The sequence below is a fragment of the Actinoallomurus liliacearum genome, from assembly GCF_039542035.1.
In the GTDB taxonomy this organism is placed as follows: Bacteria; Actinomycetota; Actinomycetes; order Streptosporangiales; family Streptosporangiaceae; genus Actinoallomurus; species Actinoallomurus liliacearum.
The window spans coordinates 390040-402848 of record NZ_BAABHJ010000027.1 but is presented as its reverse complement, the minus strand read 5'-3'; the positions used below and the strand labels follow the sequence as shown (position 1 = coordinate 402848).

Below are 12809 nucleotides of genomic sequence, written 5' to 3'. Positions count from 1 at the left end.
GAACGCCGCGACAACGACCACGGGAGCGTCTTTCTTGCCTTCGGCAGTCATTGGTGGGTCCGTCCGGGCCACCAAGCATCTCTTCGTCACCGGCGGTGTCGCCTCGAGCCTCGGCAAAGGCCTGACGGCCTCCAGCCTCGGGCGGCTGCTGACCCTTCGCGGTCTGCGCGTCACCATGCAGAAGCTCGACCCCTACCTCAACGTCGACCCCGGGACGATGAACCCGTTCCAGCACGGTGAGGTCTTCGTCACAGACGACGGGGCCGAGACCGACCTCGACGTCGGCCACTACGAGCGGTTCCTCGACACGGAGCTGCACGGCTCGGCCAACGTCACCACCGGCCAGGTCTACTCCAACGTGATCGCCAAGGAGCGGCGCGGGGAGTACCTCGGCGACACCGTGCAGGTGATCCCGCACATCACCAACGAGATCAAGGACCGGATCCGCGGCATGGCCGGGCCCGACATCGACGTGGTCATCACCGAGGTCGGCGGCACGGTCGGCGATATCGAGTCGCTGCCGTTCCTGGAGGCCGTGCGCCAGATCCGGCACGAGATCGGCCGGGACAACTGCTTCTTCCTGCACGTCTCGCTGCTGCCGTACATCGGCCCGTCCGGCGAGCTGAAGACCAAGCCGACGCAGCACTCGGTCGCCGCGCTGCGCAGCATCGGCATCCAGCCCGACGCGATCGTGTGCCGCTCGGACCGGCCGATCACCCAGGGGCTGAAGAACAAGATCAGTCTGATGTGCGACGTGGACGCCGACGCCGTGGTCTCGGCGGTCGACGCGCCCAGCATCTACGACATCCCCAAGGTCCTGCACACCGAGGGCCTCGACGCGTACGTCGTGCGCCGTCTCGGCCTGCCGTTCCGCGACGTGGACTGGAAGCAGTGGGACGACCTGCTGCACCGCGTCCACCACCCCGCCCATGAGGTCACGATCGCGCTGGTCGGCAAGTACATCGACCTGCCCGACGCGTACCTGTCGGTGACCGAGGCGCTGCGGCACGGCGGGTTCGCCAACGACACCCGGGTGAAGATCCGCTGGGTCAAGAGCGACGACTGCGAGACGCCGCAGGGCGCGGCGCGCGAGCTCGGCGGCGTCGACGGCGTCCTGATCCCCGGCGGCTTCGGCGTGCGCGGCATCGAGGGCAAGGTCGCGGCCGCCCGCTACGCCCGCGAGAACCGCATCCCCACGCTGGGCATCTGCCTCGGCCTGCAGTGCATGGTCATCGAGGCGGCGCGCTCCCTGGCCGGCATCGACGGCGCCAACAGCGCCGAGTTCGACGAGAAGGCCGCCGACCCGGTGATCGCCACGATGGCCGACCAGGTCGACGTCGTCGCCGGCGAACGCGACATGGGCGGCACGATGCGGCTCGGCCTGTACCCGGCCGACCTCGCCGAGGGCTCGCTGGTCCGCGGGCTGTACGGCGCGGCCAAGGTCGAGGAGCGCCACCGGCACCGCTACGAGGTCAACAACGCCTACCGCGAGGAGCTGACGGCGGCGGGGGTCGTCTTCTCCGGCCTCTCCCCGGACGGGCGCCTCGTGGAGTACGCCGAGCTGCCGCGCGACCGGCACCCGTTCTACGTCGCCACCCAGGCCCACCCGGAGTTCCGGTCCCGGCCGACCCGGGCGCACCCGCTGTTCGCCGGCCTCGTCGCGGCCGCGCTCGGCGAGGCGGCGGACCGGTGACCGGCGGTGCGACCGGCGCGGACGGCGGCGTCGCCGACGAGCCGTGCCGCTGGGAGACCGTGGGCGGCGAGTCACGGTTCACAGGCGCGATCATCGAGGTGCGCACCGACCGGGTCCGGATGCCGAAGGGCGACGACTCCGAGGTGGTCGAGCGCGACATCGTCGTGCACCCGGGATCCGTGGGCGTGATCTGCCTGGACGAGAAGGAGCGGATCCTGCTGCTGCGGCAGTACCGCCACCCCGTCGGGTACCTGCTGTGGGAGCCGCCGGCCGGGCTGCGCGACGTCGAGGGCGAGCCGCTGTGGCGCACGGCGGAGCGCGAGCTGGCCGAGGAGGCCGGCTACCGCGCCCGCGAGTGGCACACGCTCCTGGACGCGTGCACGTCACCGGGCATGACGAACGAGCGGACGCGGCTCTTCCTCGCCCGTGGGCTCAGCGAGATCCCCGAGGGGGAGAACGACTTCGAGCGGGTCCACGAGGAGGCGGACATGCCGGTCGCGTGGGTGCCCCTCGACGAGGCGGTCGCCGCGGTACGCCGGGGACAGGTCCACAATCCCCTCGCCGTCATGGGTATCTTGTCGGTCTACGCCGCCCGGGCCACGGGCTTCCGCGACCTACGCGCACCCGACGCCCCCGAGTGGTGACCCGCGTCCGCCACGACTCGTCGGGATGAGGTGCCGCGCTGATATCCGCCGCCGGTGAAGAGGTCGGACGATCGTTGCAGGCGCAGGTCCGGGCCTACCTCGACCATCTCGCGGTCGAGCGCGGCCTGGCCGCCAACACGTTGAGCTCATACCGGCGTGACCTGCGCCGCTACGTCGACGCCCTGACCGCCCGCGGCCGTACGGCGATCGGCCAGGTCGGGGAGGACGACGTCGTGTCCTTCCTGGCGGCGCTGCGGGAGGGCGACGAGGCGCACCCGCCGCTCGCGGCCGGCTCCGCGGCCCGCGCCGTCGTCGCCGTGCGCGGCCTGCACCGGTTCGCGGTGCGCGAGGGCATGTCGGCGGCCGACCCGGCACGGGACGTCCGGCCGCCCGTGCCGCCGCGCCGGCTGCCGAAGGCCATCGGCATCGCGGAGGTCGAGCGGCTCCTCGCGGCGGCCGGCCCGTCGGACACGCCGCGGGGGATGCGCGACCGCGCGCTGCTCGAGTTGCTGTACGGCACCGGCGCCCGCATCTCCGAGGCGGTCGGCCTGGCCGTGGACGACGTCGACCTGGACGACGCCGTGGTCCTGCTGCGCGGCAAGGGCGACAAGGACCGCGTCGTCCCGGTCGGCCGGTACGCCCGTGAGGCCCTGGAGGCCTACCTCGTACGGGCCCGGCCGACGCTCAACGTCCGGGGCCAGGGCGGACCCGCGCTGTTCCTCAACGCCCGTGGCGGACGGCTGTCGCGCCAGAGCGCCTGGTCGACGCTGCGGTCGGCGGCGGGCCGCGCCGGGCTGAGGGACGTCTCCCCGCACACGCTGCGGCATTCTTTCGCGACCCACCTGCTCGACGGCGGCGCCGACGTTAGGGTGGTGCAGGAGTTGCTGGGCCACGCGTCAGTGACCACGACCCAGGTCTACACCCTGGTCACCGTCGACCGGCTCCGCGAGGTCTATGCGTCGGCGCATCCGCGCGCACTGGCGTGAGCAGGCCGAAAGGGCGGCGTTCGACGGCGTCCCGCAGGTCCGCGACACGGCGGCGTTCGCGGTGCGCCGCCTTGCCGCCCTGATTGACAGGCCCTAGAGTCCCCATCTACGGCAAACCACAGCCGCCGGGGAGGTTCGAGGAGCTGGTGACTGAACCCAGCGAGCACGAGAGAGCACGTTCGGAGTTGGCGCTCTCGACCGCCATCGCGACCGATCCGCGTGACGCAGCGCCACTCGGCCCTACGCAGCGTCCCATTCCGTCATTCCCCGATCCGCCGCCGCTGCAGGAGCACGGGCCGGCCCGGATCGTCTCGGTCTGCAACCAGAAGGGCGGCGTCGGCAAGACGACGACCACGATCAACCTCGGTGCCTCACTCGCGGAGCAGGGCCGCCGGGTGCTGCTCGTCGACTTCGACCCGCAGGGGGCGCTGTCGGTCGGCCTGGGCAAGGGCGACCCGCGCCAGCTCGACCTGACGATCTACAACCTGCTCATGGAGCAGGGCGTGGAGACCGAAGAGGTCATCCTGCCGACCAGCGTCGAGGGCATGGACCTGCTGCCCAGCAACATCGACCTGTCCGGCGCGGAGGTCCAGCTCGTCCACGAGGTCGGCCGGGAGTACATCCTCGGCGGCCTGCTCAAGCCGGTCACCGACGACTACGACTACATCATGATCGACTGTCAGCCGTCGCTCGGCCTGCTGACCGTCAACGCGCTCGCCGCCAGCGAGGGCGTCCTCGTGCCCCTGGAGTGCGAGTACTTCGCCATGCGCGGCGTCGCGCTGCTCATGGAGACGATCGAGAAGGTCAAGGCCCGGCTCAACCCCGAGCTGAGCATCGACGGCTTCCTGGCCACCATGTACGACTCGCGCACCCTGCACACCCGCGAGGTGCTCGGCCGGATCGTGGAGGCGTTCGGCGAGAAGGTCTTCCACACGGTCATCAACCGCACGGTCCGATTCCCGGACGCGACGGTCGTCGGCGAGCCCATCACCCGGTTCGACCCGTCGTCCATGGGCGCGAACGCCTACCGGGAGCTGGCCAAGGAGGTGCTGCAGAGGTGGCAGCACGCCGAGTGACGCCGTCCTCCGCGGCCGCCCGCCCGGGCGCTCACTCCCGCGCGGCCGCCCGCCGGAGGAACCGCTCGGCCGCGGCCGTCGACCGCCCGCGGCCGGTCGTCGAGGTGCCCCGTCCCGAGCCGCACGCGCCGCGACGGCGTCGCGGGGGAGTCCGTGACCTCGACTACCGTTGACGAGGTGGACGAGCCGGCGACCGAAGAGCAGGACGGTGGTTTCCGGGTCCACCTGGACAACTTCGAGGGGCCGTTCGACCTGCTGCTCGGGTTGATCTCCAAGCACAAGCTCGACATCACCGAGGTGTCGCTGCACAAGGTCACCGACGAGTTCATCGCCTACATCCGGTCGCACGGCCGCGACTGGGACCTGGACCAGGCCAGCCACTTCCTGCTCGTCGCCGCCACGCTCCTGGACCTCAAGGCAGCCCGGCTCCTCCCGTCCGGCGAGGTCGAGGACGAAGAGGACCTGGCGCTGCTCGAGGCCCGCGACCTGCTGTTCGCGCGGCTCCTGCAGTACCGCGCCTACAAGGAGATCGCCGGGCTGTTCGCCGGGCGGATCGCGGCCGAGTCGCGGCGCTTCCCGCGCATGGTCCCGATGGAGCCGAAGTTCGCCAACCTGCTGCCCGAGGTGCTGCTCGGCCTGGGTCCGGAGGCGTTCGCGGGCCTGGCCGCCCGTACCCTCGCGCCGAAGCGCCCGCCGACCGTGTCCATCGAGCACATGTACGCGCCTCAGGCCAGTGTGCGGGAGCAGGCGAGCATCCTCGTGGAGCGGTTGCGTAAGCTGGAGCGCGCGACCTTCCAGGTCCTGACCGCCGACTGCGCGGGCACTTTCGAGGTCGTCGCCCGGTTCCTGGCCCTCCTGGAGCTCTACCGTGAGAAGGCCGTCGCCTTCGAGCAGGACGAGCCTCTCGGCGAGCTGCACGTCACGTGGACCGGAGCCGCCGACGGTGAGATCAAGGTCGGCGACGACTACACCGGCCGACCGACGGAGTCCGACGACGATGACTGACACGCCGCCCCACGAGCCCGAGACGACGCCGGGCGGGCCGCACGACGAGATCCCGTACGACGGGACTCAGGACCCGGCGGAGCCGTACGGCGAGGACCCGCAGCAGGCCGAGCCGTCGCTGCGGGCGGGGCTGGAGGCGATCCTGCTGGTCGTCGACGAGCCGGTGCCCGAGGTCACGCTCGCCCAGATCCTCGAACGGCCCCGCCACGAGGTCGCCGCGACACTACGCGAGCTGGCGGCGGAATACACCGCCCAGGAACGCGGGTTCGACCTGAGAGAGATCGCCGGTGGATGGCGCTTCTACACGCGTGACGTCTGCGCGCCGCTCGTCGAGCGGTTCGTCCGGGACGGCCAGCAGGCCCGCCTGACCCAGGCCGCACTGGAGACGCTCGCCGTGGTCGCGTACCGCCAGCCGGTGAGCCGGGCACGGGTCTCGGCCATCCGCGGGGTCAACAGCGACGGTGTGATCCGCACGCTGACCCTGCGGGGCCTCATCGAGGAGGCCGGCCACGACCCGGAGCACCAGGCGGTGCTCTACCGTACGACCGGTTACTTCCTCGAGCGGCTGGGTCTCAACAGCCTGGAGGAGCTGCCCGATCTCGCCCCGTACCTACCTGACGACGTGGAAGGCATAGAGGAACTCCAGCAGTGAACCAGACGAATGAGGGCGTGCGACTCCAGAAGGTGCTCGCCGACGCGGGCATCGCCAGCCGGCGCGCCTGTGAGGACCTGATCGCCGCGGGCCGGGTCAGCGTGGACGGTGAGAAGGTGACGTGGTTCGGCGCTCGCGTCGATCCGGAGACCGCCGTGATCCACGTCGACGGCAAGCGGATCCCGACCCGCACCGAGCTGCGGTACTACGCCCTGAACAAGCCCAGGGGCATCGTCAGCACGATGTCGGACCCGCGCGGGCGTAAGACCCTCGCCGAGTACGTCGGGGACGTTCCCGAGCGTCTCTACCACGTCGGACGGCTCGACACCGACACCGAGGGCCTGATCCTGCTCACCAACGACGGGGAGCTGGCCAACCGGCTGATGCACCCGCGGTACGGCGTCAGCAAGACCTACCTCGCCGAGGTGCACGGCCCGATCGAGCGCGACCTCGGCCGCAAGCTGAAGAAGGGCGTCGAGCTCGCGGACGGGTTCGCCAAGGCGGACGCGTTCCGGATCTTCGACCAGGTCGGCAAGCGCGTACTGGTCGAGGTGACGCTCCACGAGGGGCGCAAGCACATCGTCCGGCGTCTGCTGGCGGAGGTCGGCTACCCGGTCCAGCAGCTGGCGCGAACGGAGTTCGGCCCGATCAAGCTCGGTCGGCTCAAGTCCGGCACGATCCGCGCGCTGACCACCAAGGAGATCGGCGAGCTGTACGCCGCCGTCGAGCTGTAGCGCGTACCGTTCACCGGCGCGGATTTCGAGAGAGGTTTCATGGGACGAGCAGTACGTGCGGTACGCGGTGCCACGCAGATCGACGACAACGACCGGGATCAGATCCTCGAGGCGACGGGCGAGCTGGTCGCCGAGGTGATGACCCGGAACTCCCTGACGACCGACGACGTCATCAGCGTCATCTTCACCGCCACCCCGGACCTCACCGCGGAGTTCCCGGCGCTGGCGGCGCGCAAGTTGGGGTTCAACGAGGTCCCGCTGCTGTGCGCGACCGAGATCGACGTACCGCACGCGCTGCCGCGCGTGATCCGGCTGATGGCCTACGTCGAGACGGACCGGCCGCGCTCGGAGATCCAGCACGTCTACCTGCGCGGGGCCGTGGCCCTGCGGCTCGACATCGTCCAATAGCGCTCGGCTCCCGGCGGACCGGGCCGGGATCGGCGTGTCACGGCGAGGCGTACTCCGCGCCTCCGGGGTTCCCGGAGGCGGGCGGGGGACGCCTCGACGTGCTTGATCACCGGGTCGGGCGGGCGGCGGAGTCGATACGCTGGTAGCTCGTGTGGAGGTGAGACTGATCGGCGGATTGCGGCGGATCGTCGTTATCGGTACCGGACTGATCGGCACGTCCGTGGCCCTCGCGCTGCGGGAGCGCGGCGTCGACGTGTCGCTCGCCGACCGCGACCCGGCCTCCGTACGCCTGGCGGCCGAGCTCGGCGCCGGGACGCCGCTGCGCGACGGTGACGGACCGGCCGACGTGGCGGTCCTGGCGGTCCCTCCCGCGGCGGTCGCGGCCACCCTCCTGGACGCGCAGAAACGGAACCTGGCCCGCTTCTACACGGACGTGGCGAGCGTCAAGGCCCGGCCCCTGCGGGAGGCCGCCGAGCTGGGCTGCGACCTGGCCTGCTACGTCGCCGGGCACCCGCTGGCCGGCAGCGAGCGGTCCGGGCCCGCCGCCGCGCGGGCCGACCTGTTCCTCGGCCGGCCGTGGGCGCTGTGCCCGACGGACGGCACCGACCCGGCCGCCGTCGAGACCGTGACGGCCCTGGCGCGGGAGTGCGGGGCGCAGACCGTCGTCGTGGACGCCGAGGAGCACGACCAGGCCGTCGCGCTGGTCTCCCACGCGCCGCACGTCGTGTCCGCCGCGGTCGCCGCCCGTCTGCGGCGCGCACCGAAGGTCGCGCTCGGCCTCGCCGGCCAGGGTGTACGCGACGTGACCCGCATCGCGGCCGGCGACCCGGAGCTGTGGATCGGCATCCTCGGGTCGAACGCCCTGCCGGTGGCGGAGGTGATCGACGAGGTCGCCGCCGACCTCACGGCCGTGGCCGCCGCGCTGCGCGAAGGGGCCGGGCCGGGCGTCTCCGACCTGCTGGAGCGCGGTGGGGCGGGCCGCAGGCGGCTGCCCGGCAAGCACGGCGGGCGGCCGGGCGCGTACACCGTCGTCTCCGTTCTCATCCCCGACCGGCCCGGTGAGCTGGCGCTGCTGTTCCAGGCGGCGGGCGTCGCCGGGGTGAACATCGAGGACGTCACGATCGAGCACTCGCCGGGCCGTCCGGTCGGTGTGGTCGAGCTGAGCGTCGATCCCGCGGCGGCCGAGCGGCTCGCCGAGGAGCTCCGGGCCCGCGGCTGGTCCGTTCCCGGCTGACCGGCGCCCCGCGCTGCCCCCGACCCGGCGGCCCAGGCCGCCGGTCAGTGGGACACCCCTAGCGGCTGTGCCGTGACCGGCGCAGGAGCAGGGTCACGCGGATGGCGCCGATCACGACCAGGCCGGTGATCGGGATGAACGCCACCTGGAACGCGACGGGGCCGTAGCCACCGCCGCCGGTGGCGTCCAGCAGGACCCCGGCGGTCAGCAGACCGGTGATGGTCAGGGAGAACCCGCCGAGGTTGACGATGCCCGAGGCGAGGCCGCCGCGCTCCGGTGGGTTCGCGTCCCGCGCGAGGTCGAACGCGAGCATGGAGGCCGCGCTGCCGACCGCGTTGATCAGGAAGAGGAGCAGGGCCAGCGGAACGGGCAGGTGACCGCCCGGCCAGGTGATCGCGACGAGCCAGGCGACCGCGAGAGTGATGACGGTCGAGATGATCAACCGGCCGCGCAGGTCGGGACGGCGGCCGGCGAACCAGCCGAGGAGCGGGGCGGCCACCATGGGCGTCGCCGCGCCGAGCGTGAGGATGAGCCGGGCCGCTCCGGGCGCCATGCCGAGCCCCTTGACCAGGTAGGGGTAGCCCCACAGGGTGGCCAGCACGGTGAACGACGACAGGGTGAAGTGCGTCCACAGACCCGTGCGGGTGCCGCGCGTGCCGAACACCGCCCGGATGTCGGCCAGCGCCGAGCCCTTCTTCGATTCCGCGCCGGACTCGGAGAGGGAGATGGAGCGTTCCACGGGAGCGCCCGGGTGGTTGCGCACCCACAGCCACACGACGACCGCCATCGCGGCACTGATCACCGAGATCCCGAGGAACGTCTTCGTCCACCCGTACGCGTGCAGCCCGGCGGACAGCGGCACCGTGCCGACGACCTGGCCGAGCGACCCGATCATCGCGGTCATCGCGGTGAGCAACGCGAACCGACGGCGGGGGAACCAGGCGGCGATCAGGCGGATGAGGTTGAGGAACGTCATCGCGTCGCCCAGTCCGACCAGCACCCGGCCGGTGATCGCCAGCGGCATCGAGCTCGCGAACGCGAACACCGCCTCACCGAGCGCCATGATGACGAGGGCCGCGCCGATCATGCGGCGTGGTCCGAACCGGTCGGCCATCAGCCCGCCCGGGATCTGCATCACCAGGTACACGCCGAGCTGCAGGATCACGAACATCGACAGCGCGGTCGCGCCGACGCCGAAGCGCTGCTGGGCGGCGAGCGAGGCGACGCCGAGGCTGGTCCGGTGAAAGAAGGCGATCAGGTAGGCCAGCGCGGCGACGCCCCAGACGGTCCAGGCGCGGCGTCCGCCGAGCGGGTGGGAGGGAGGCCGCGGTGCGGACGCTTCGGCGGGGACGGTCAGAACCGCGGGTTTCAACGGGGGGAGCCTTTCGGTGGTGCCTTGATCGATATGGCGCTCACGCGTGCCCGCGCAAGGCCGTCACCGCGGTGTGGAGGTGACGGTGGACCGCGGCGCGGATCCGCTCGCGGTCGCCGGTTCGCACGGCCTCGAGGATCTCGGCGTGGTCCTGGATCGCGGTCGCCGTACGGTCCGGATCGTCGGCCGTCAACCGCGCCATGCGCAGCTGACGGTCGCGCAGCGCGTCGTAGAGCTGGGTAATGATCTCGTTACCCGCCGCAGCGACCATTGTTCGGTGGAAACAACGGTCCGCGCGCGCGAATTCCCGGGCGTCCCCGCCGGCGGCGTGGGTGCGCATCGCCTCGAGCCACCCGGCCAGCTCGTCGATCCGGTCCGGGCCGAGGGTCGCCTTGCCGGCGGCGAAGGTCTCCACGAGCTCGCGGGTCTCGAAGACGTCGGAGATCTCCTGGGCGGAGACCGGCAGCACCAGCGCGCCGCGCTTGGGATAGAGCCGGACCAGCCCCTCGGTCTCCAGGCGGAGCAGCGCCTCGCGCACGGGCGTACGGGACACCCCGACCGCGGACGCGATCTCACCCTCGCTGAGCAGCGCGCCACCCGGGTAAGCGCGGTCGAGGATGGCCTGCTTGACGTGGTCGTAGGCCCGGGAGGTGGCTGAGGTCATCTTGTATCTATGTTACATACAAGCTCGCAGGGGCCCCTGTCCGGGGCGAGGCCCCACCCGGTGCCCGGCGCGCGTGCGGCCGTATGCGATGGGAACGCGGCGGCCGCCGGGCCGTCGCGAGTGGGCCGGGCGGCCACGACGGGGGCCCGAGACCGGTAGCCTCAGACGTTGGCCGGTCGGTTATGCGAAAAAGGCAGATAAGGAAGCGAACGTGACGCTCGTCATCGCCATGGACGGTCCCTCCGGGTCGGGTAAGTCCAGCGTCTCCAAAGGCGTGGCGCGCGCCCTCGGGCTGCGCTATCTCGACACGGGCGCGATGTACCGCGCCATGACCTGGTGGATGCTGCGCGAGGGCGTCCCGGTCGAGGACCCCGCCGCGGTCGCGGCCCGGGCCGCCGAGCCCGTGCTGGCCTCCGGTACGGACCCGGACGCGCCGACGATCACGGTCGACGGCGTCGACGTGTCCGGCCCGATCCGGGGCTCGGAGGTCACCGGTGCGGTCAGCGCCGTCGCCGCCGTACCCGCCGTCCGTGAGCGTCTCGTCGCCCTGCAGCGGGAGATCATCGGTGCGGGCGGCATCGTCGTGGAGGGCCGCGACATCGGCAACGTCGTCGCCCCCGACGCCCAGGTCAAGATCTACCTGACCGCGAGTGCCGAGGCGCGGGCGCAGCGCCGCAACGCCGAGCTCACCGGGGTCACGATCACCGCGACCCAGGCCGATCTGGCCCGCCGCGACCGCCTCGACTCCACCCGCAAGGTCGACCCGCTCGCGCAGGCGGCGGACGCGGTCGAGGTCGACACCACCAGCCTCGGCCTCGACGAGGTCATCGAGGAGGTGCTGCGCATCGCGCGTAAGCACCTCGCCGCCGCCGACGGCGATTCGGCGTCACAGGCGCGCTCCCGTACGGGTGAGCCGCCGCACGAGGAGCGAGACGAGTGAGTGAATTCCAGCACGCCGAGGCGATCGACGTCGCCGTCGAGCACGACGTCGCGCCGCCGCCGGTCGTGGCCGTCGTCGGCCGGCCGAATGTCGGCAAGTCCACGCTGGTCAACCGCATCCTGGGCCGCCGTGAGGCGGTCGTGGAGGACGTTCCCGGTGTGACCCGGGACCGGGTGGCGTACGACGCCGCCTGGAGCGGACGGCGCTTCACCGTCGTCGACACGGGCGGCTGGGAGCCGAACGCCGAGGGCCTCGCGGCCGCCGTCGCCGACCAGGCGCGGCTAGCCGTCGACGCCGCCGACGCGGTCCTGTTCGTCGTGGACGCCACGGTCGGCTCCACCGACACCGACGAGGCCGTCGCCGACGTCCTGCGGCGGGCCAAGAAACCGGTCATCCTGGCCGCCAACAAGGTCGACGACGCCCGGGCCGAGGCGGACGCGACCGTCCTGTGGTCGCTCGGCCTCGGCGAGCCGCTGCCCGTCTCCGCCCTGCACGGGCGGGGGAGCGGCGACCTGCTCGACGCCGTTCTGGAGGCACTGCCCGAGGAGGCGCCGCCGGAGACGTACGGCGCCGCAGGCGGCCCGCGGCGCATCGCGCTGCTCGGCCGGCCGAACGTCGGCAAGTCCAGCCTGCTCAACAAGCTGGCGGGAGAGAACCGCGTCGTCGTCGACTCGGTCGCCGGCACGACCCGCGACCCGGTCGACGAGCTCATCGAGCTGGGCGGCGAGACCTGGCGGTTCATCGACACCGCCGGCATCCGCCGCCGCGCCCGCGAGTCCCAGGGCGCCGACTTCTACGCGACACTGCGCACTCGCTCGGCGCTGGAGCGGTCCGAGGTCGCGGTCGTGCTCGTGGACGCCAGCGAGCCGCTCACGGAGCAGGATCTGCGGATCATCTCCATGGTGATCGAGTCCGGCCGCGCGCTCGTCCTGGCGTACAACAAGTGGGACCTGGTGGACGAGGAGCGCCGGCACTTCCTCGACCGCGAGATCGACCGGCAGTTGCACCACGCCCGCTGGGCCCCGCGCGTCAACATCTCGGCTCGTACGGGCCGGCACGTGGAGAAGCTGGTCCCGGCCATCGACACGGCGCTGGCGGGCTGGGGCGAGCGGGTGCCGACGGCCCGGCTCAACTCCTTCATGTCCGACCTGGTCGCCGCCCGGCCGCACCCCGTACGCGGCGGCAAGCAGCCGAAGATCCTGTTCGCCACGCAGGCGAGTGTGCAGCCGCCGAAGTTCGTGCTGTTCACGAGCGGGTTCCTGGAGGTCGGCTACCGCCGCTTCGTCGAGCGGCGGCTGCGGGAGGACTTCGGCTTCGAAGGCACTCCGATCGAGATCAGCATGAAGATCCGGGAGAAGCGTCCGCGGAAGTGAGGCGCCGGCGGAAGTGACCCGGGCCGCC

General features: G+C 72.1%; 13 protein-coding genes. 11 read left to right on the top strand and 2 right to left on the bottom strand.

Going from position 1 to position 12809, the window contains the following annotated elements:
• Positions 1-34: 34 nt before the first annotated feature.
• The 9 genes from pyrG (at position 35) to ABD978_RS33375 (ending at position 8432) form a co-directional block, all read left to right on the top strand.
• Entirely contained in the window at positions 35-1693 is a 1659-nt protein-coding gene (gene pyrG, locus ABD978_RS33415) for a CTP synthase (protein WP_345363664.1), read from the top strand.
• On the top strand, positions 1690-2337 hold the full coding sequence (locus ABD978_RS33410) for an NUDIX domain-containing protein (RefSeq protein WP_345363662.1): 648 nt from the start codon (positions 1690-1692) through the stop codon (positions 2335-2337). Before pyrG ends, ABD978_RS33410 begins: the two co-directional genes overlap by 4 nt.
• Positions 2338-2411: 74 nt before the next feature.
• The gene (gene xerD / locus ABD978_RS33405; protein WP_345363660.1) at positions 2412-3323 is read left to right on the top strand and encodes a site-specific tyrosine recombinase XerD; all 912 of its coding nucleotides are present in this window, start codon (positions 2412-2414) and stop codon (positions 3321-3323) included.
• A 254-nt stretch (positions 3324-3577) separates the two neighbouring features.
• Positions 3578-4399: a ParA family protein gene (locus tag ABD978_RS33400; protein ID WP_425550793.1), complete on the top strand. Its 822-nt coding sequence runs from the start codon at positions 3578-3580 to the stop codon at positions 4397-4399.
• A gap of 177 nt (positions 4400-4576) precedes the next feature.
• A complete protein-coding gene (locus ABD978_RS33395) occupies positions 4577-5404 on the top strand; it encodes a segregation and condensation protein A (RefSeq protein ID WP_345363658.1) in 828 nt (275 codons plus the stop codon).
• Complete coding sequence (gene scpB / locus ABD978_RS33390; protein WP_345363656.1) at positions 5397-6056, top strand: SMC-Scp complex subunit ScpB; 660 nt, start codon at positions 5397-5399, stop codon at positions 6054-6056. Before ABD978_RS33395 ends, scpB begins: the two co-directional genes overlap by 8 nt.
• A complete protein-coding gene (locus ABD978_RS33385) occupies positions 6053-6790 on the top strand; it encodes a pseudouridine synthase (RefSeq protein ID WP_345363654.1) in 738 nt (245 codons plus the stop codon). Before scpB ends, ABD978_RS33385 begins: the two co-directional genes overlap by 4 nt.
• Before the next feature lie 39 nt (positions 6791-6829).
• A complete protein-coding gene (gene aroH, locus ABD978_RS33380; protein WP_345363652.1) occupies positions 6830-7198 on the top strand; it encodes a chorismate mutase in 369 nt (122 codons plus the stop codon).
• Between the two features lie 151 nt (positions 7199-7349).
• A complete protein-coding gene (locus ABD978_RS33375; protein WP_345363650.1) occupies positions 7350-8432 on the top strand; it encodes a prephenate dehydrogenase in 1083 nt (360 codons plus the stop codon).
• A gap of 58 nt (positions 8433-8490) precedes the next feature.
• Here ABD978_RS33375 and ABD978_RS33370 read toward each other — a convergent pair whose 3' ends face one another.
• Positions 8491-9804, bottom strand: a complete 1314-nt coding sequence (locus ABD978_RS33370) for an MFS transporter (RefSeq protein WP_345363648.1) — start codon at positions 9802-9804, stop codon at positions 8491-8493.
• 40 nt (positions 9805-9844) lie between these two features.
• A complete protein-coding gene (locus tag ABD978_RS33365) occupies positions 9845-10468 on the bottom strand; it encodes a GntR family transcriptional regulator (RefSeq protein ID WP_345363646.1) in 624 nt (207 codons plus the stop codon).
• Positions 10469-10679: 211 nt separating this feature from the next.
• Between ABD978_RS33365 and cmk the strand changes: the two genes are divergently transcribed.
• Both cmk and der read left to right on the top strand, forming a co-directional pair.
• Positions 10680-11408 carry a (d)CMP kinase gene (gene cmk, locus ABD978_RS33360; protein ID WP_345363644.1) on the top strand — a complete coding sequence of 243 codons (729 nt, stop codon included), beginning with the start codon at positions 10680-10682 and terminating at the stop codon, positions 11406-11408.
• Complete coding sequence (der, locus tag ABD978_RS33355; RefSeq protein ID WP_345363642.1) at positions 11405-12781, top strand: ribosome biogenesis GTPase Der; 1377 nt, start codon at positions 11405-11407, stop codon at positions 12779-12781. The genes cmk and der overlap by 4 nt, the downstream gene beginning before the upstream one ends.
• The last annotated feature ends 28 nt before the right edge of the window (positions 12782-12809 follow it).